We start from the raw sequence: 20,136 nt of genomic DNA, 5'->3' as shown, positions 1-20,136 counted from the left end.
TACGATTTGATCAACGTTCCTCTTTTATCGTTTATATATATTGTATTCCTAAGACTACATGGCGATGTCATTATATCTTGATTATTATATTAATTTAAGTACTCACACTTCTTATGTTTCTACCTGTTAGCATCTATCTAACATGTTACAGACTCTAAGTCTAACGTGAATACCTCTGTAGCAGGCCCTGTCATATACACCGTTCCATCCTCATCATAATCGATATGTAAGGTACCAAGGTATAACTCCACATCTACAGAACGTCCAGTTAATCCTTTTTCATGTGCCATAACAGCACTAGAACAAGATCCTGTACCACAAGCTAAGGTCGCTCCTGCACCTCGTTCCCACGTGCGGACTTTCACAGTGTTTTCATCCATCACTTGCACAAAGTTCACATTCGTCCCTTTGGGGAACAAAGGATGCTTTTCAATCTTCGGCCCTAACACTGTCAATGGAACTGTTGTTACATCCTCTACAAAGACTTCAGTATGCGGTACTCCTAACAGTACAGAACTCACCACATAGGATGTGCCATCTACATCGATGGTATAGTCAATCACTTTGTCTGTTTCTACGTCCATAGGAATATCCTTCGCAGGAAATGTTGGTTTCCCCATGTTGACTTTCACCAGTTTAGCCACACCATTTTCGGCAATAATCGTTGGCGTCATAATACCTGCTAGCGTTTCTACCGTAAACACTTCTTTATCGATAATCTTGCGGTCATACGCATACTTCGCAAAGCATCGAATGCCATTACCACACATTTCCGCTTCACTGCCGTCAGAATTAATAATGCGCATGCGCACATCCGCTACCTTAGAAGGCATGACAATGACAAGACCATCTGCGCCAATACCTGTATGACGATCGCAGAGGCGTTGCGCCATATCTGTCACATCAAACTGACTTGCACCATCATCGAAGAAGACGATAAAATCATTTCCTAAACCATGCATTTTTGTTATTTTCATACGTATCTCCTCATTTATAGTATGTAATTCCTATCCGCACAGAGCGGATATTAAATTTATCGCAAAATATAGTCTTTACTTTTATACATTTTGATGAAAACCACCGTAGACTACTATAATTTATTTGCCATTTATATTACCATGAATATAGGAAAAATAATAGGTACGTTTTCCTAAGCAGTATTAGGTTAATCATATATTGGAGGTGATTTTACTATGCTTCCTGAAGAACGTTATTCTGCTATTTTACGACGCTTGAAACAAAATCGTGTGGTGACCGTACACGAACTGGTCACTGCCTTGTCTTCTTCAGCGCCTACAATACGCAGAGATTTAGCCTATCTCCACAACAAAGGTCTCTTGCAAAAGGTTCATGGTGGTGCAGCGAGCCTCACCATTGACCATACCACAACGGATATAAATATGCTCCCTAAATCTGTCATGTATCGTGATGCGAAAGAATCTATTGCCTTAGCGGCCTCTGAATTAATCAGTCCCTCTGGTTTTATCTTCATTGATGCGGGCAGTACCACTGAAATGGTATTACATTATTTACAGCACACGAATGCAACCTTTGTGACTAACGGTATTCATCATGCTACCCATTTGGCATCACGCCATTTGAAAGTCATCTTATTAGGTGGCACTGTCAATCCCATTTCGTCTTCTATCGTCGGTAGTGTAGCCCTTAATCAATTGGAATCGTATAACTTTACCCAAGGATTCTTTAGCACCCATGGTATTAGTTTTAAATCTGGCTTTACTACAGAAGATCCTCTTGATGCATCTGTGAAAGAAAAAGCATTGCAAAAATGTCACAATGCCTTCGTCTTAGCAGATCCATCTAAGTTTGATCGCATTTCATCTGTAACCTTTGCCACCATTGATAAAGCGTCTATTATTACTACGAAATTACCTAATGAATTATATCGGAACTATGCAAATATTCAAGAAGTTGATCATCATCGTTAATTATAAAAAGCTGTCATCCCTAGACCTATGAGTCTAACGGTATGACAGCTTTTTTTCAATCTATAAAACGTTGTGTATTCAATCATTTTATTTATACTGTACATCTATCTTTTTCGATGTATTTGTATTATAATTTAGGTTACGTTTTTTATTTTGTAAGTTTTGAAACGGAGATTAGTATGAGCTTTTTTAAAGATTTTAAAGACTTTGCTATGCGCGGAAATGTAGTAGATTTAGCAGTCGGCGTTATCATTGGTGCGGCTTTTGGTAAAATTGTTACCTCTTTGGTAAACGATGTGGTTATGCCTCCTATCGGTTTATTATTAGGTGGAGTGGACTTTTCCAATTTATTTATCCCTTTAACTTCGGGTGCTACTCCTACTACCTTTGCAGAAGCAAAAGCAGCTGGTATCCCTATGATAGCCTATGGTCTTTTCTTGAATACAGTGTTTGAGTTCCTTATCATTGCTCTTTGTATTTTCACTGTCATCAGCCAAATCAAACGATTTACACCTGCAGAAGCACCGGTGGAAGTTCGTAAATGTGACTATTGCCGAGAAGCAATTGCTGATGATGCTACACGTTGTCCACACTGCACAGCCGAATTGCCTAGCAAATCATGTTAGATGTAACAAATACCAGCCTCTATCTTTTTGAATTTTAATTTTATATTATGCTAATAGGAAAGGACTGATACGAGTATCAGTCCTTTACCTATAATTAGTATTATGTGAAATGCATAATGCATGATCACAACAAACCTAGCATATACTTTTATTATGTATATTGCTTTTCAAATATAGCATAACTAGATATTTAAAATCAAGTTTTAAAGTATTCATTTCGCAAATGCCGATAAATCCCTTAATATAAAGGGTTCTCCGCCTCATTAAAACGGTTGCTACCAGTGCTATATACACATAGAATCTAGGCAATATGTAAAACAGTTATCATCTTGATTCCACCTCGAGTAGGAACATCTTATCACCCATTCTAATTATAAAAATCTATAGCAAAACACCCCTAACTACAATAGAGGAAAGCTGATTACAACATCAACTTTCCTCTATTTTTTTAATTATACTATTATAGTTTCAATGTATTTGATATCTAGATAGCATTGTATACCACTACCTCTAACATCATATACGAGAGTGCATGTATTATTTACCTTGTTGCATATTTGCCATAGCATTCATCAACATAGCAATTTTTTGATCTTGTGCTTGCAATTGAGCTTTTAAGTCATCAATCTCTTGCGTCATAGCTTTTCTAGACTTAGATACGCCATTATGTTGACCTAGTTTAAGGCTGACACCTACATTGATCATATTTTGACCATTACCCATGGCACCACCAATGCTAAACATAGTATCTTCATTAGGACGGTAGAATGCACCTAATGCCATTGCACTGCCACTGCGGTAATTACCATAACCAGCTGCTACATTCCATTTATCATTTTCATCAAAATCCAATGGATGTAATGCAGCCAATGCTGCAGAACCAGCTACCGCTTTATCCATACGAGAGTTTACACGGTTTTCTAAGGCGTTCATATTTTGACTGATATTAGATGTATTAGCATTGATCTCTTTAATTTTTTCGTTAATTGTATCTTCAATGCTGTCCTTCATAGTAGATACATCATTTTTCACTGTATTCACGTCTTGTTTCACCTTAGAAACATCTTTCTTAATATTAGAAATCTCAGTTGTATTTTTTCCAACAGTCGCTTTAGTTGTGGATACATCATTTTTGATAGTATTTACAGTCTCTTTAACAGTATTCACGTCTTGTTTCACTGTATTTAGCTCAGATTTATCAGCCTTTTTCTCAAGTTCACTATGCAATTGTCCGCCATTCACAGCATCCGTAGAGTTAGCTGCAATACTTCCATTGCCAACATTGGTTACAGCTTGTCCATTTGCATTTAATCCATTAGCAGATACATAGTTTTTGCCACCAATGGTAACACCATTAGCATCAATTTTTGTAGTACCAGTTGTTACACTGTTTAGTGTAATATCATCTTTTACAGCTACTGTGTAGATAGCTTGTCCATTTGCACCGTCTGCTTTAGCAACAGTTACATTTTTCCCTGCTGCTACTTCTGTTTTTGTTGCTTTAATAGCTTCTTCAATTGTATTTTTGTTAGTGCCACCGATATTTGTCATTGTAATAGCACCGTTGTCTGCTACTGCTGCATTGCCACCCAAGATAGTTTTTACAGACCCTGCGATAGTGCTCATTGTGCCTGCTACGGCATATAATTGGCTACCATTCACAGCATCTGTGGAAGTCGTAGTAATTTGACCTGCTGCTACATTTTGGATTTGTTTTTCTTTACCTGCTGTACCAATGGATACAACAAACCCTTCTCCATTCGCCTTTCCATCACCTGCAAAGCCTGTGAATTTTAAGGATGTACCATTCGCTGTCACTGTAGCTTCTGCTGTATCCACTGCTTTTGTTGTTTTTGCATAGGTACCTAATGCAACAGAATGCGGCATCGTGCTTCTAGCTGCTTCTGTTGCATTGTATCCACCACCAATGGCGACACTTGTAGGATTTGCTTCTACACGAGCACCAATAGCAACACCATACCAGGAAGATTTGGCACTATCCCCAATAGCTACTGCACGGTTGCTTGTCGCCTGTGCACTACCACCAATGGCTACGGTAGACTGTCCACTTGCTCCAGGACTACCTGAAGTTGCGTTAGTTCCGATAGCCACTGCATTTTCGCCTTTTGTACTGGAATTAGCACCAATAGCAACGCTATTTGCTTCTTTCGCAAGAGCACCTGTACCTTGCGCTACCGTGTTAGCGCCTTCTGCGCTAGCACTACTACCAATGACTACGCTGTCAGCGCCTGTTGCAGAAGAGGATTTTCCCAAAGCTACACTTGTATCTCCACCAGTACCCGCTTCATTCAATGCAGCATGCACAGGTCCTGCCAATGCTGTTACTGCTAAGGCAGCGCCTAGTACACCTGCTTTCACTGCTTTGCCATTTACAGTACTTGCCAATTCAGACACCACTATATACATATTTTTTGTTTTATTCCACACAACTCGATACATTTGATTCATTTTTATTTACCTTTCTATCACTCAATACGTATGTGTATCTTCCCATTACATACGTGACACTACCATGTATATACCCACTATACATGTACAATACTATAATAATTTTTGATTCCATATCATTTGATATCTATTCTTCCACAATTTATATAGTGAAAGTAGGATTTAACTACAAAATCTTTTCGTCCCACTCACAAGACCATTATGAAAGAAAAAAGAAATACTGCACCAAACCTACATCTGATACAGTATTTTTACTTTCTATATAAATAGCATACACTACATATATGAATATTTCATGAAATTTCACAAGATAAATCTAAATGCAATAGAGGAAAGCTGATTACAACATCAACTTTCCTCTATGTATTCATACACTTATAATGTATACTCTGATTTTATTTTTTTATAGGCCGGATGTTTACCTACCGCTTTCACTAAGCGTGGTCTCCAATGGAAGGCAGCTTGGTATGCTATATACCCAAACAGGATAACGGAGGCCCCGCCTTGTACAGGAACTTCTCCACAAGCGTAAATCGCATAGCTGTCGTAGGCAATGGCTACGGCACTCATCACATAAATGAGGCGACGTAATCCCGTACTAGCGCCCTCAACAGATAACATCTTATTCACTGCCACGCAGCAAAGAATGTACGGGAATACATTGGTCACTACCGCTAAGTTAACAAGCTGCGCAAACTGTTCATTCAAACTTTCATCGGTGGTCATCAAAGCTAAAATACCTTGCAATGCCAAGAGAATGAAAATGCCCCGTACTGGAGAATCCACACGGTTCACACGGGCGAATACTTTAGGAAAGAATCCTGCTTCTGCGCAACTTTTAAACACACGGCTCAAAGTAAATTGCCATCCCATGATTGCCCCAAAGCAGGATACTGCCATGAGAGCCATCACGATTTTGCCTGCTGTGCCATTAAACATGTAAGCAAACACTAACCCGAAAGGAGCGGTGGAATTCACTAGCTCGATGTTAGGAATGATGCCCGCCATAATATTCGTCGATACAATATACACCACGGCTACTGCCAACGTGCCAAAAAATGTCGCTATCGGTACATTCTTTTTAGGATTTTCAACAGCATCTGCATTAGCGGCCGCCGACTCAAAGCCTAAAAAGCCCCACAATGTAAGGGAAATAGACTGACTGACCGCATCAAACACGGGCAGTTCTTGTGGGTTCCAAACAGACACAAACATCTCTGGATCGAACCAAAACCAACCAAACACACCAATAAATAAGACTGGCAACATCGTTCCCCAAATGGTAATGTTACTAATGCGCCCTGTACTCTTATTACCACGCACATTGATTAAAGCCGCCACCATGAGCAACGCGATAGTTGCTAAACTCACTTCTAATGGTGAAAGGTGTACGTCAAACAACACAGCCCCATACCCTACAATGGATATGGCGATGGCTACATTGGCAATCACCAAGGACACTGCATAGGAGTAGTTCGCCATAAAATGGCCTGTTCTACCGAAGGCATATTCTACATAGCCACCTAAGCCGCCTGCTTTCTTTGTAAATAAACCACATTGGGCGAAAATATAGGCTAAGGTCAAGGACCCTAGTACAGTGATTATCCAAGATAGGATAGAAATGGTGCCTACCTGTGCTAATTGAGACGGTAGCATAATAATTCCAGCACCCAACATATTGGCTGCCACGATGGATGTCAGTTGGAATACAGACATTTTTTTAGCGGTGGTTTTCATGTATCAAGCCCCTTTCCATACATCACTTGAGCATTTCAAGTATCCGTGTCGTCAAAAACCGCTAGCGCCACTAGTCCGTACGGAATGGGTTCGGATGTAGTGACGCATCTTCATTTATTTATCGATTCATTGTAACACCTTTTACCCCTCGTGGATAGATGTTTTTTTACAATTTTTTTAGGATTGTTATAACTTTCTATCATTTCCCTATCTTCCTATGATATACTATAGAAAATATGCTATGTCCATAGAAAGAAAGGATGTCCTTATGCAAGAACAAATCATTCAACTCTTGGGCGATGTGAACGGATTCCTCTGGAATAATATCATCATCGCACTCCTTATTATTGCCGGAGTTTGGTTTACGGCAACCACACGATTCGTGCAATTACGACAACTACCAGAAATGTTCCGTATTTTAAAATCTGGGGCAGGAGAAAAAAGTAAAGGTGACCATCACATTTCTCCATTCCAAGCCTTCTGTATCAGTGTTGCCTCTCACGTAGGTGTTGGTAACATCGCTGGTATCGCTATTGCCATCGCTTTAGGTGGTCCGGGCGCTGTGTTCTGGATGTGGTTCATCGCTCTTCTTGGTGCGGCTACTAGCTTCATCGAAAACACATTAGGCCAAATCTACAAAGAACGCTTACCTGACGGCTCCTTCCGTGGCGGTCCATCCTATTACATTCGCCATGGCTTGAACAGCCCATTCTTATCTGTTTTATTCGCTATCTTGATCAGCGTTACCTACGGTCTAATCTACAACTCTGTACAAGCAAACACCATCGCTATTGCAGTACAACCTTGGAATATCGACGCCTCTACAACAGGTCTTATTGTAGCCGCTCTATCTGCACTCGTTATCTTCGGTGGTGCCAAACGTATCGCGCAAACAGCTGAGTTTTTAGTGCCTTTCATGGCAGGTTTATACTTCTTAATCGCCTTGTACATCGTGATTGCTAACATCTCTGTATTACCAGATGTGATTTCTGCTATCTTTACACAGGCTTTCACGATTGATTCTGCCACAGGCGGTTTCATTGGTGCTGCTGTGATGCAAGGTATCAAACGTGGCTTGTTCTCCAACGAAGCCGGCGAAGGTTCTGTACCAAATGCATCTGCTTCTGCTGATGTAAATCACCCTGTAAAACAAGGTTTAATCATGTCCCTTGGGGTATTCGTAGATACCATGTTTGTATGTACTGCATCTGCCTTCATCGTTCTTGTATCTGGCGAATATGTGCACTCAGATCTAACAGGTATCGCCCTTGTTCAACACAGTATTGGCCACCAATTAGGCTCTTGGGCGCCTGCAGTTATCGCATTATTTGTATTCATGTTTGCTTATAGTTCCATTATCGGCAACTATTTCTACGGCGAAGTGAATATTGCGCACATGACGAAAAATAACAAAGTTGCTATTAACGTATTCCGTGCTCTTGTTATCATCATGGTCTATGTTGGCTGTATTGCTGAATTGAACCTTGTATGGAACTTAGCTGACTTGTTCATGGCATTCTTAGTGCTTTGCAATATTACTTCTATCTTGCGTTTAGGTAAATTGGTAACCATTGCTCTGAAAGACTATGTAAGCCAAAAATCTAAAGGTATTGAAGATCCTATCTTCGACCGTGCTATTTTACCAACTCAAAAAGGTATCACTTGGTGGCATAAAGGTCACGAAAACGAATAATACTATACTGAAAGGGTCCTTCGGGGCCCTTTTTCATGCTTATCACATACTGTACGCTATCCCTTTATGTTGGGAAGCTGCACTATATGTTATAACAATCGTAGCCCATAAAGTATATGATTAACATATAAAAAAGAGGGACGTTGACGCTATGTGTGCAACGTTCCTCTTTTTTGATCTGTATTACATTTCTTTGTATTCACTGGTATTATATTACAAACCTGTATTTGATCGTATTTATTAGTACCATTACAACGCATGTAGAATAATATATCTAACATATCTATGAGATTATTGTTCTTACTAATGTTGCAATCGCACTTTATACCGATATAGCCCTCTCTAGTCGGAAGGAATAGATGTATACCTCTTTTACAGGGTATTGTGTCAATCGCTCCAAAGCTTCTTTATAGAGCATGAGCTGAATGCGATAACGCTCTACTAGAGCCTCTTCGTCTAAGCGGTCGGTCTTGTAGTCCACCAACACCCAAGCGTCATCTTCTAAGAATGCCGTATCGATGATACCTTGTAGGAATAAATCTTCTCCGTCTAGCATTTCTGGGTACACTCGATTGGCTGGGAATAGCATGCTGAATGGTAATTCTCGTTCCACTCGCTGAGCTATTAACAATCGCTGTCCTAGGTCTGACTGAAAGAAATTATAAATCCGTTTTTCGCCGATTGCTTTTCGTTCTTCATCCGTCAAATATCCTTGCAACGCCAGGGTATCTAAGGCTTGTCGCAAAGATGGTCGTGTGTAGCCTTGCAACGGCAACCATTGCATCACTTCATGCATGAGAGTCCCCCAGCGGGCACCACTGCGAATCGGTGTAGACTCTGTCATAGAGGCTAAGGTTACATCAAAAGGTCCTAGGTCTACTGGGGCGTCTTCTAACATATCCTCTGCGCCATTCCCTACACTATTTTCTATGCCGCTCTGCGCAGCTACATCCACCTCCGCTTTACTCAAATCAGTCGTAATACCTATTGTTAAAGCATCTTCGGTGAAATCATCCGAGCCTTTAGACCTATCTTCATGTACAACGTTATCCGTGAAACTATCTACTTGTGTAGACTCCGTCTCTAGGCTACCATCGCCCTGCTCTCCCCGATAATTCGGTTCAATCATCTGTTTCGCTAATTCTTCTAGCTCTACAAAGCGTCGTTTGATTTCAGATACAGAGATTTTTCCTGCTCGTTCTGTGGAACTTTCATAAGGATACACAGAGGTCAATCGGTCTACCACGACAGGGTCCAATGTTGGCGCTTCCACTGGTAATTGGGCACGTACTTGTTCCAAAATGTCCACCTCTACAGACGGTGTTTCCTGTGAAACACTGTAGTCATTCCCATCATGAACATGGAATGACACCGGACAATCTTTGTACGGTATATCTGGGAATTGCGGGCTTTCTACCTCTGCAAATTGACGCAACTGCGTACCTCCCGCTACGTGCCGAGCTAAACTCCGCAAGATCCAATCTAAATAGGAATTACATCCTAGAATCTGCTCTTTCGTGAGAGCACTTTCACCCCATTGCAATACAGGCGCTACCCATTCGCCCATTTTCTTCGTGGCTGGTCGATCTGTAGAGCCATTGATAGACCCCTTCATATAGCCTGTAATATACAGTTTATCTTTAGGTCGAGTCAGCGCCACATAGAGGATACGCTCCTCTTCGGCTTTCAAATTTTCTTCTAAGGCTTGGCGCACGAAAATCCATGGGACCGAGTTATACATGACGCGCAAATCTGGGAAGTATCCTTTTAAGCCCACCCCATATTCTTTGTGTAATAGCAAAGACCGATTTAAATCCATTTTATTAAAGCCCTTTTGGGTGCCCATGAGGAACACCACAGGGAACTCTAAGCCCTTACTTTTGTGGATGGTCATAATGCGCACCACATTGTCCGCTTCGCTCACCGTTTTGGCAACACTCAAGTCTTCTCCCGAAGCCTGCAAGCTTTCAATAAAGCGCAAGAACCGGAATAGTCCACGGTAATTGCCATTTTCATATTGTTTCGCTCGCTCATACAGAGCCAGCACATTACCACGGCGCACCAAACCATTCGGCATAGCGCTCACATATTCCACTACATGTAAGGTATCGTAAATATGCCAGATTAAATCGGTAATGCCTTGACGGCGAGACATAGTGCGCCATGTATCCATAGAGTCCACAAAGCGACTCCACCCTGCATTCTGGGAAGACTCGACAAATGGGCGCAACCCGCTCCACAAGCTGTTCTCCCCTACGGATAAGCGAAGTCGCCCTAGATCATTCGCATCCATCCCGATAAGAGGTGATTGCAAAACGATGGCCATGGGCAAGTCTTGCTCTGGATTGTCAATAATTTGCAACAAGGACAGCACAAATTGCACTTCCATAGCACTGAAATAGCCGGATTTCTCCTCCGCATAGGCAGGAATGCCTTCGCGCCGTAAAAGGTCAATCATGCGGCTGGCAGATCCAGAGATAGACCGTTTCAAGAGCACAATATCACGCCATTCCATAGGACGAAAGGTTCCGTCTTTATCTTGCACCAAGGCGCCGTTGTTCTTTAACTCTTGGATTTTACGGATTACAAAGAGCATTTCCTTTTCATCATTCTCTAGGTCTTCGCCTTCTTCCGTATCTGTCTGCGCCTTATCCTCATCACAGCAGAGAACGTGCACTTCCACGTCACCACCTACCCACTCTGGTGGCGCTTCTTCTACGATGCGACCTGTGTGAAGTGCCTCTGCCTCACCATAGGTAAGCCCTGCTCCTTCGTCGGTCATGATTTGAGAGAAAATAAAGTTCGTCATATTCAAAATGGCTTCATGGGAACGGAAGTTTTGTGACAAATCGATGCGCCGTTCTACACCGTTCACATCGTGGTCAAAGCGATGGTACTTCTCCATGAATAACTGGGGATCTGCCATACGGAATCCATAAATAGACTGCTTCACATCGCCTACATAGAATCGATTGTCTTCACGAGATACTAAGTTTACGATTGCCTCTTGTACACCATTCGTATCTTGGTATTCATCGACCATCACTTCTTTGAACGTATCTTGTAACTCCAACGCCACCTCGGAAGGTTTGAGTTCCTCTGCAGATTCTGGGTCTACTAACAAGGCTAAACATAGATGTTCCAAATCTGAAAAATCGATCATGCCCGCTTCTTGTTTTGCCTGCTGAAAGTCCTCATGGAATCGTTTCACTAATTCAATAATACCTCGCACCAAGGGCACTAAGTATTCCATTTGCTCGCGCCAATCTGCTTCGGTAATGGCAAAGACGCCTTTCGGCATGGCTTGCAGTATGTCTTTTCCTTCAGCCAAGATAGCCTTGATTTCGCTCAAGATAGCTGGGTCGCTTTCATTCATGGCCTTTGTAGCACGGAGTGCAGAGAAACTGAATCCCCCAATGCCTACTACACCCATATGCATAGCATCCCATGTATCTGCTTTCGCCATCGCTTGTAAGAGAGTTTGTAGTTCGCTGACCTTCTCCATCCATTTGTCGAACCCATTGCCTAGAGTAGCCAATCGCTGTGCCTCTTCATAACGCTCTAGGAGATACTCAATTTGCCGTTGTTGCTCTTCCCAAAATAGTTTGCCCCAAGTAGTTTCTAGTAAGGTTTGATGTAACGCATTTTCATAGGTATGACACACCTCATCTAACCAACGCATAGGTTGACTTTGAGCCAAGGCAAAGTTATAAATTTGAAATACTGTTTCTCGCAAGACTTGGTCCGACCGTTCTGTACTGAACATATCGCTCACATCGTAAATGTTATACAGCCCCTGTTCATAGGCCTCTAACAAAATTGCATCTAGTACATCATAGCGCATAAGCGCTAATTCCCCATCATTACCGATGGTAAAAGAAGGGTCTATATCTAGTTTATAGAAATAACTACGGATCACCCATTGGCAAAAGGAATGCAATGTAGAAATATGAGCGGACGGCAACATATTCAATTGTTCTTCTAAATACTCGTCTCCTGTAGCTTGAAACTCTTCCGCTAGTTTCACCCCGATACGGGCTTTCATCTCTGCAGCTGCCGCCTTTGTGAAAGTCACCACCATCAGTTCTTGAATGGTTAGCTCCCGCCGTTTCAAGCGTTGTATCATGCGCTCTACGAGGACTGCCGTTTTACCAGATCCCGCCGCTGCGGACACCAAGATCGTTTGGGACGGTAACTGCCCCGGTCTAGGCGCATAAATGGCGCTCTGTTGCGCATCAGTCCATTTCATAGGTAGTTCCTCCTGTTTGTAATGCTTCCATCTTCTCCAGCGCTTCCTCTTCGGTCATGGTCTTAATATAGCGATATCTGTTGCGGGTTCCATCAAAGCGACATAAGGCTTGAAATTCGCAAAATTCACAAGGTCGCCGTTTATCTTTTTGGTAGGGACTAATAGGAAACTCCCCATCCATCATCTGTGTACCGCTATGGGAAATAATTTGTTTTGTGTATTCCTTCATAAGTCCAAATTGTTCCATCGTCTTCAAACTCTTAGACGTTCGACTATCTGGCGTACCATCCTTTTTCAAAACAATCGGTACATAGGGGGAATTACTTTGGTAGGCCCTCGTCACATCTAAGGATTGTAGGACATCTCCGTCTACAAAGTATCCACTATTTTTCAACTGTTGAATATCAGCTTTTTCTTCCTCTGCCCGTCTATGATTCACCACTTCCGACAATTTCACTTGCGGATTCCGCACATACGTATAGAGAGCTGCTGCTGTGCCAATTCTATCCTGAGTATTCTTTTCCAGTGCCAATAGATAGGTCATCAACTGCAATTTCAAACCGTAGTATATTTCGTCGGCTCGCACTGTAGTGCCTCCAGATTTATAATCGATGACCGCCGCATAATGTCCAAGAGGTCCACGATATTCGTCGACACGGTCAATTTGGCCTCGCAATACAATACTTTCACCGTAGTTTTTGCCCAATGGAATGCGTACAGGATGCCAACTAGATATGCCCATGCCAAAGCTTTGCTCTACCTCTGTGGTAGAAAACTCGCTTTTCTTGGACCAATCTACGAGACGTGCTACCGTAGCAGATAAGGTGGACGTCAATCGAGTATACAGTTGCGCTTCATAGGCATTTCGCTCTTCCGTGCCCATCACTGCATCTGCCGCTTCACGGCATAAAGATTCTTGTTCTTCCTCTGTTAAATCACGCCATTGTCGACCCTGTTGTAATAGATACTCCCCTAAATAGCGCAATGTATCGTGCAGGAAAGTACCAATTTCAGGGGCCCCAAAGGATTTCACCTTTCGTGGGGCTAAGCGTAATGCATATTGGGCATAGAAACTGTAAGGGCAACGATGGTACCGTTCTAAGCGTGTGACGGAACCCGTTAAGGCATCACTGCGTAGCAATAGCCCTCGTACAATGGACTGCTCAATGCGTGGCACTGCATTGGAATCAAACATACCTCGTGTAGCGAAAAACACTTCTCCTCTATAGCCCATTTCCAAACCCCAATTATAGAGACTCCACCAAGTAGAGGAAATAGGGTCTCCTTTCATAAGAGCACTCATGCGACTGGAAAAGAGTCCTAAACTCTGAGATGGTCGCCATAGATAGTCCTGTTCTCGTCCTTCCGGCATAGATAGTGGCGCTTCTTCTATATCTGTTACATACCCATATTGTTGTAGCCGGCGCACTACCAAAGACGGCTCCATTTTAGATCCTTCTTCATCGGAGGTCACATAGGATAGATGCAGTCCTTGGCTAGCACGGGTGCAGGCTAAATAGAATAAGAAATTTTCATTAAACATTTGTCCTAAAGCGCCCGCCGCCAATTGCACACCTACCTTTGCTAAGGCGGTCCGCTCTTGGTCACGCAGAATACCTTCATCCCCCATTTTACGAGGGAATACGCCCTCATTAAGACCTAGCACATAGACTTCCTTAGCATCTGTCATATAACTACGGTCAATGGTAGTAATCGTCACATGGTCCAAGGATGGCGGTACCAAAGAGTAGGTCACTTCACTGAGACCTTCCTCGATGATGAGCCCCATTTCTTCAGCGCTTAATTCCTCTGTGCCCGTTACAGATGCACACTCCTCTAGTAATTGAATAGCATGTTTATATAACTGTACATGGCTAGCACTTTCTTGCACATCCCCACGTGCTTCTGCTTCGTCATACCAGACTTTCAGTTGTTCTGGAATGCGCCAATCTTGCATGGTTTGGAATAGAAACTCACTCCATTCTTGTCCCGTATGTGGCAGTTTACAGAAATCGTAAATAGGGCGTAGTAACTGGTGCAGCACACGGTCATGTAAATCTTGCATCACAGCCCGTCGCTCATCATCTTCGCCACCATAGTTCCACGTATCTCGTAACCACGCCGCCCCTTGAATCCCGTATTCTAAACAATAATTCTCTAATCGATCTACTTCTTCACGAGTGAACGGCGCAAAATCTGTTTTCAGCAAGCGGAACACCGCATCATGGTCGAAGAAAGTACGATACACATGGAAGATGCCTTGTAAAAACTCCGCTAGTGGATGGCTAGTCATCATCTTCCGTTGGTCCGAGAAGAAAGGAATACCATAATTTAGATATGCTTTTTCTAGTACATCACCATAGGACTCCATGTCCCGTACTATGATGGTGCAGTCCTTCCATCGATGTCCTTCTTCTTGACGATACGCCAAGATCTTCCGACACACTGCATCGGCTTCCCGCTCTCGATTGTAAGCGCTCACCATGGTCAACGTATCATCGGTTGTATTCGGTTTCATGGGAGTTCTGAAAAACTGTGTATTCAACTGCTGTAATACAGGGGTTCCTCGATAGACCTCGGTCATAGTATGCACTGCCGCCTCCGGATACCAAGTCATCATATCTCGATATGTCTCCCAGACCCGGAAATACATGGATCCTTTGCGACTGTGTACCTCTTCCTCTAAGGATGGTAAGCTAATCGTCATATGACAAGACTCACTAAGAGAAAACAACCGTTGAATCAAGCGATACTGCAAAGGCGTAAACCAATGAAATCCATCTACAAAGACATGGCAATGCTTCATGAGCGGAGACTGTGGCAATAGGTCGATTAATTCTTCCATAGAATCTTGGACGCCTAGTTCTTCCAAGGCTGCATCGTAGCGTTCTAATAGCAAGGATAATTCCTGCAACTTTCTGCCCAACACCATGGAGTCTACTTGTTCCACAGCTCCTGACAAATCCTCCGGCGTTACACCAAAAGCTTTACACTCTGTCAAGAGACCTTGTATCACATCTCCAAAATGAGGCTGTTTCGCTGCCTGTTTAAACAAGTCCAATTCCCCTGCTGATTGTTTCAACAACACCCGAAGGACTAGTTTTTTGCCAAGCTCCGACAGACCGCCTTCTTTCACCTTTCCCAAGGATTGGTACACTTGATAGGCTAGCCGTGTCATGCCCACCACGCGCACAGTGGTGAACCCTTTTTCCTTACGATACTCCGCTAGCTTGCGCTCCATCATATACGTGGCAGGGTCCGGCACAAGCACTATGATTTGGTGGTCTGGATGGTCCTGTAAAATTCGTTCTATCTCTGCGAAACAAGCCGTGGTCTTTCCCGTGCCGGCTCCGCCAATATATAGGTGTGGTTGCATGTCCAACTCCTTTTCCTCTCAACATGTTTCATCTATCTCTATCCTATCATGTCTAAGGCACTTAGTAAAATTGCCAGGTCCCTCAACAGATTGACCTGGCAATAATATGTATGTAATTAACGGTACGCTACTCGTTTTGGTTGCATATCGTGAAAGTGCAAGCGCTCCTTCGCAGTAGCTTCCCAATCGGTACCCGGTTTGCCATAGTTGGAGTACGGATCGATGGACAAGCCCCCACGCGGCGTAAATTCGCCCCACACTTCAATGTATTTAGGCTCCATCAACGCCACTAAATCTTTCATGATGATATTGATACAATCTTCGTGAAAGTCCCCGTGGTTGCGGAAACTAAATAAATATAATTTTAAAGATTTACTTTCCACCAGCTTTTCATCTGGCACATAGGAAATATAAATCGTTGCAAAGTCCGGTTGCCCTGTCATGGGACAAAGGCTAGTAAACTCTGGACAGTTGAATTTCACAAAATAGTCATTCCCTGGATGTTTATTAGGAAATGCTTCTAGCACTTGCGGTGCATAATCTGTAGGATAGTCCGTATGGCTACCTAAAGCATGAACACCTTGTAATTCTGCTGCATTACGACCACTACTCACGAACTAAAGCCTCCTTATTTTTATAGACTACTTTCTCCAATGCATTGATCAAGAAGTAGCTCACCACACCACACACGAACTGACCTACTACGAGGGAGCTCACTAATACCCAGTATGGAACTGGTAAGAAATAGGTCAACCAAATTGGTACAATCAATCCTGGTACAAACGTAATGATAGGAATCAATACCCAGTTGCCTAAGCCTTGACGCTTCGCAAGGACAATCAAACCTGTTGTCAATAATCCTACGATGGCTCCACCGATAGCATCCACTAAACCAAAGCCGCCCATCACTGTATTGCTAACAAAATTTGCAATACCAAAGGCTGGAATGGTGAATGGGAAGATCGCTGACAATCCATACAGCGCTGTGGCAATACGCACTTGATACTGACCAAAGGCAAAGCCTTGTGTACCGATCATAAGCGCCAAATACATAGCGATGGAAATGGCAGAAATCGTCAATCGTTGTGTGTTGTTAAATTGTTTCATTATAACTCCTTAGTTTTGTTTACAGACAGGAGGATCTCGAACTGTCTATCTAATACCTACTACGACATAGGTCGTAGTCACCTAGAACATTTCTAGGATTTTGAATGGTTCCGGATATTCCAATACACCTTGTAAAGGCTCTGCTTGGGCATCAAGTTGAATCCCCATCATATGGTCCCGGTCCAATCCTGCTGGCGGTTCTACGCCAAATTTGTGTGCAAAATCATAACCCAACCGTGGATAGTATACATTACTACCATGTACAAATAAGTAAGAGTATCCCATTTTACGTGCCAAACGTTGGCCTTCTAAAATGAGCGCACCCCCTACACCATGTCCACGCATAGACTGTGCTACTGCCAGTAAGCCCAAAATAAGTACGTCCTGATCGCCTACTTTACCACGCAAGAACATACCATACCCTGCAATGGCATTATCGATAACAGCCACTAAGGATAACTTAGGAATATACGCCTCGGACTCGCGTAACAATTCCACTAGTTTATATTCTCGTCCTGTACTGCGATCTGCATTGATATAGGCTTCTCGCACGAGAGCTGTGACCGTATAAAATTCACGCTTTTTCTCTTCTCGTATAATCATAGTTCCTCCGGTTCATGATGAAAGTACACCAAATGGATTGCTAATCTTAAGTATACCGAATTTCTTCGATAATATCAAATCTATTTTCCTTATTTCTTAGCTTTTTTCGCTAATCTAGCTTGTTCTTTTTGCTCTTGTTTCGCTAATCTTTCTTGCTCCTTAACTTGCTGTTTGGCTAGTTGCGCTTCCTTCTTAGCCTGTTGTTTTGCTAGTCGAGCTTGCTCTTTTGCTTGCTGCTTCGCTAACTTTTGTTCTGTTTGTAACTTAACTCGCTCCGCTTTTGCTAAACGTTGTTGCTCTTTCTTAGCCAATGTTTCTTGTTTTCGTTGTTCTTTCTCTATTTGGCGTTGGGCTTTTGTATCTAAGCGTTCCTGTTTACGGTCTTTTTTTTGCAATAGAACCCATTCTTGTTTAGCCGCTTTCATAAGTGGTTGTTGTTCCTTTTTGGACGCATCCCATTGACCGCCAGCCATAGCCTCTTGTACTTCTCCATCAATTGGTTGTAAAGCTACATTCCCTTGATCCTTCGCTGAAGGCACTACTAATTCTAAATGACTTCGCTGAGAGGATCCTTGTTGAGAAGTGCGCACTTGTACACCGCTACGGCTTGGTAAAGCCGATGTATCGATTTGGAAGGCTTCCATTTTCTTTTGGATTTCTTCTTTCGTCAAGGCTGGTTCTACTGCGATTGGGATCCCCTCATCCGCACTATCCACCTGTGCTTTACCTTGTTTTGCTTCTTCTCGTTCAATTTCATAATTCATAATGGAACGACGATTTTCATTGTACAGCCGCAATGCCAACATGCGGTCGCTTTCATTCATAGTCTCACGACGTGCCACCACATCTGCCATCATCGGAATGAGTTCTTTTCTAGTGAAAGCTCGTGACCCTAAGTCTACTCCTTTTGTATCCGTAATCGCTCCATGTTTCACCAAGGTCATGAGTGCTTGGTATTCCCAATCAGGAGGACTCACTACACCATAGGGATTCGCCTCTGCTTGGGCTACTGTCAATCCGCCGGCTACCAATGCCAATGCTATATAATATCCTAACTGTTTCATATCTATATCCTTTCTATTACCTATGACGACCTACATATTGTGCCTTAGGAAAGTCTGCTAACCACTCCGTTTCACCACTAGCACGAACAGCTACAACTACCGCCGTAGCAGGGCCTCCACTATGGTCCAACTCATCATCAGTCATCTCTATAGATTCTATGGATGCCCCTTCCAAATAGCTGACCACCGTCAACTCTTGACGGATACCTCTAGAGCCAACAGGGACTACCCTAGATGTACTAGGATGCCCTAAAACCCGTCGGACCTCATCATAGGTCACAATCCACTTTGATTGTTCTAACACTTCGTTGCCTACTAAGGGTTTCCCTAATACGTACACAGCATAGGGTTCTCCCTTGCCAAGCACTTCTGGTGCCCCTACTCCTAGAGCCGTAATCCCTACGGACGTAGTGCTCACTTTCATATTACTTTCATGGCTACCATTAATGGGCACATCAATATCAAGTGTGTCCAGTTCCTCTTGAATTCCCTGTACTACAGAGGTCACCACCGTATCATAGTCTCCCCCAATGAGGTATTGTATGGCTTTCACCGTACCCCTAGCACATAGAATTTCGAGCATCGCCACACGAGCTGCAAAGGCGCCCACCATCGCATAAGGCACGGCTAGCACATCATGTTCCTGTAACCCAATACCACTGCTAATATCACTGGCAATGATCCAGTCTTCCCCCTCTTTCATGGAAAGTCTCGTTATATCACGCATGTCGTTTACCACCAAACACTCGATTCAACTGACTCACTACAAGAGCGGCCCCTACATAGTTCAATGCATAGGCCAAGGACAATGGCACAAATATAAAAACTGCCACCTCTATACCTTGCACTATCCATGCAATCACGGCAATTCCGATACCTACATTAATGATATATCCTACTATACCACTAACTACATAAGAGAAAGATGAAGTCATTCGTTTCGTTATATATCCAATACTAGCCCCCGTGCCTGCCATAACGAGACCTATCGCCACATGAATAGGTACACCGAGAGGAAACCCTGTAGAGGCAGCTGTTGCTATATGGCCTAAAGCGCCGAGCACAGCGCCCGCTACCGGTCCTAACATCAAAGCTCCTACAAAGGCTGGGGACGAATCAAATCCAATGGAGTACACCCCAAAATGAATCTGCCCACCAATGGCGCAAAGGGCAATCAATAAGGCATAGGCTGTCATCGTTCTAATATTCATAATAACCACTCCTCGGGAAGAACAAATCATAATTTCTATATTTATTATAGGT

Annotated in this window: 14 protein-coding genes; 3 read left to right on the top strand and 11 right to left on the bottom strand. The window is 42.9% G+C overall.

The annotated features are described in order from the left end of the window. Positions 1-137: 137 nt before the first annotated feature. Positions 138-977 carry a diaminopimelate epimerase gene (dapF, locus tag EO118_RS05905; protein WP_127069081.1) on the bottom strand — a complete coding sequence of 280 codons (840 nt, stop codon included), beginning with the start codon at positions 975-977 and terminating at the stop codon, positions 138-140. Between the two features lie 216 nt (positions 978-1,193). Here dapF and EO118_RS05900 point away from each other — a divergent pair, with 216 nt between their 5' ends. Further along, the gene (locus tag EO118_RS05900; RefSeq protein ID WP_127069080.1) at positions 1,194-1,949 is read left to right on the top strand and encodes a DeoR/GlpR family DNA-binding transcription regulator; all 756 of its coding nucleotides are present in this window, start codon (positions 1,194-1,196) and stop codon (positions 1,947-1,949) included. A gap of 179 nt (positions 1,950-2,128) precedes the next feature. Beyond that, positions 2,129-2,575 (top strand): large conductance mechanosensitive channel protein MscL, encoded by a 447-nt coding sequence (gene mscL, locus EO118_RS05895; protein ID WP_127069079.1) that lies wholly within the window; start codon positions 2,129-2,131, stop codon positions 2,573-2,575. A 537-nt stretch (positions 2,576-3,112) separates the two neighbouring features. On the opposite strand, the gene EO118_RS05890 is transcribed toward mscL, so the two are convergent. Together EO118_RS05890 and potE are read right to left on the bottom strand one after the other, a co-directional pair. After that, entirely contained in the window at positions 3,113-5,044 is a 1,932-nt protein-coding gene (locus EO118_RS05890) for an ESPR-type extended signal peptide-containing protein (protein WP_127069078.1), read from the bottom strand. 375 nt (positions 5,045-5,419) lie between these two features. Continuing rightward, entirely contained in the window at positions 5,420-6,781 is a 1,362-nt protein-coding gene (gene potE / locus EO118_RS05885) for a putrescine-ornithine antiporter (RefSeq protein ID WP_127069077.1), read from the bottom strand. A 268-nt stretch (positions 6,782-7,049) separates the two neighbouring features. Here potE and EO118_RS05880 point away from each other — a divergent pair, with 268 nt between their 5' ends. Then, complete coding sequence (locus EO118_RS05880; RefSeq protein ID WP_127069076.1) at positions 7,050-8,474, top strand: sodium:alanine symporter family protein; 1,425 nt, start codon at positions 7,050-7,052, stop codon at positions 8,472-8,474. Between the two features lie 322 nt (positions 8,475-8,796). Here EO118_RS05880 and addA read toward each other — a convergent pair whose 3' ends face one another. From addA to EO118_RS05840, 8 genes are all read right to left on the bottom strand, one after another. Continuing rightward, positions 8,797-12,723: a helicase-exonuclease AddAB subunit AddA gene (addA, locus tag EO118_RS05875; protein ID WP_127069075.1), complete on the bottom strand. Its 3,927-nt coding sequence runs from the start codon at positions 12,721-12,723 to the stop codon at positions 8,797-8,799. Continuing rightward, positions 12,710-16,099, bottom strand: a complete 3,390-nt coding sequence (locus EO118_RS05870; protein WP_127069074.1) for a PD-(D/E)XK nuclease family protein — start codon at positions 16,097-16,099, stop codon at positions 12,710-12,712. Before EO118_RS05870 ends, addA begins: the two co-directional genes overlap by 14 nt. Positions 16,100-16,215: 116 nt before the next feature. Beyond that, complete coding sequence (queF, locus tag EO118_RS05865; RefSeq protein ID WP_127069073.1) at positions 16,216-16,713, bottom strand: preQ(1) synthase; 498 nt, start codon at positions 16,711-16,713, stop codon at positions 16,216-16,218. Beyond that, complete coding sequence (locus EO118_RS05860) at positions 16,706-17,206, bottom strand: QueT transporter family protein (protein ID WP_127069072.1); 501 nt, start codon at positions 17,204-17,206, stop codon at positions 16,706-16,708. The genes queF and EO118_RS05860 overlap by 8 nt, the downstream gene beginning before the upstream one ends. A gap of 81 nt (positions 17,207-17,287) precedes the next feature. Then, the gene (locus EO118_RS05855) at positions 17,288-17,809 is read right to left on the bottom strand and encodes a GNAT family N-acetyltransferase (RefSeq protein ID WP_127069071.1); all 522 of its coding nucleotides are present in this window, start codon (positions 17,807-17,809) and stop codon (positions 17,288-17,290) included. A gap of 89 nt (positions 17,810-17,898) precedes the next feature. Then, positions 17,899-18,873, bottom strand: coding sequence for a hypothetical protein (locus EO118_RS05850; protein ID WP_127069070.1), 975 nt, complete (start codon positions 18,871-18,873; stop codon positions 17,899-17,901). A 16-nt stretch (positions 18,874-18,889) separates the two neighbouring features. Further along, on the bottom strand, positions 18,890-19,600 hold the full coding sequence (locus EO118_RS05845) for a hypothetical protein (protein WP_127069069.1): 711 nt from the start codon (positions 19,598-19,600) through the stop codon (positions 18,890-18,892). Next, entirely contained in the window at positions 19,593-20,084 is a 492-nt protein-coding gene (locus tag EO118_RS05840) for an ECF transporter S component (RefSeq protein ID WP_164723861.1), read from the bottom strand. The genes EO118_RS05845 and EO118_RS05840 overlap by 8 nt, the downstream gene beginning before the upstream one ends. Positions 20,085-20,136: the final 52 nt, after the last annotated feature.

It is taken from the genome of Veillonella sp. 3891 (assembly GCF_003992315.1).
In the GTDB taxonomy this organism is placed as follows: Bacteria; Bacillota; Negativicutes; order Veillonellales; family Veillonellaceae; genus F0422.
This window is presented reverse-complemented; position numbering and strand designations above follow the sequence as displayed.

Bases quoted from the DNA above. Each gene is read 5' to 3' on its own strand.
- EO118_RS05855 (WP_127069071.1), bottom strand. From the start codon at position 17,809: ATGATTATACGAGAAGAGAAAAAGCGTGAATTTTATACGGTCACAGCT.
- mscL (WP_127069079.1), top strand. From the start codon at position 2,129: ATGAGCTTTTTTAAAGATTTTAAAGACTTTGCTATGCGCGGAAATGTA.
- EO118_RS05900 (WP_127069080.1), top strand. From the start codon at position 1,194: ATGCTTCCTGAAGAACGTTATTCTGCTATTTTACGACGCTTGAAACAA.
- addA (WP_127069075.1), bottom strand. From the start codon at position 12,723: ATGAAATGGACTGATGCGCAACAGAGCGCCATTTATGCGCCTAGACCG.
- EO118_RS05890 (WP_127069078.1), bottom strand. From the start codon at position 5,044: ATGAATCAAATGTATCGAGTTGTGTGGAATAAAACAAAAAATATGTAT.
- dapF (WP_127069081.1), bottom strand. From the start codon at position 977: ATGAAAATAACAAAAATGCATGGTTTAGGAAATGATTTTATCGTCTTC.
- EO118_RS05880 (WP_127069076.1), top strand. From the start codon at position 7,050: ATGCAAGAACAAATCATTCAACTCTTGGGCGATGTGAACGGATTCCTC.
- EO118_RS05850 (WP_127069070.1), bottom strand. From the start codon at position 18,873: ATGAAACAGTTAGGATATTATATAGCATTGGCATTGGTAGCCGGCGGA.
- EO118_RS05860 (WP_127069072.1), bottom strand. From the start codon at position 17,206: ATGAAACAATTTAACAACACACAACGATTGACGATTTCTGCCATTTCC.
- potE (WP_127069077.1), bottom strand. From the start codon at position 6,781: ATGAAAACCACCGCTAAAAAAATGTCTGTATTCCAACTGACATCCATC.
- EO118_RS05845 (WP_127069069.1), bottom strand. From the start codon at position 19,600: ATGCGTGATATAACGAGACTTTCCATGAAAGAGGGGGAAGACTGGATC.
- EO118_RS05870 (WP_127069074.1), bottom strand. From the start codon at position 16,099: ATGCAACCACACCTATATATTGGCGGAGCCGGCACGGGAAAGACCACG.
- EO118_RS05840 (WP_164723861.1), bottom strand. From the start codon at position 20,084: ATGAATATTAGAACGATGACAGCCTATGCCTTATTGATTGCCCTTTGC.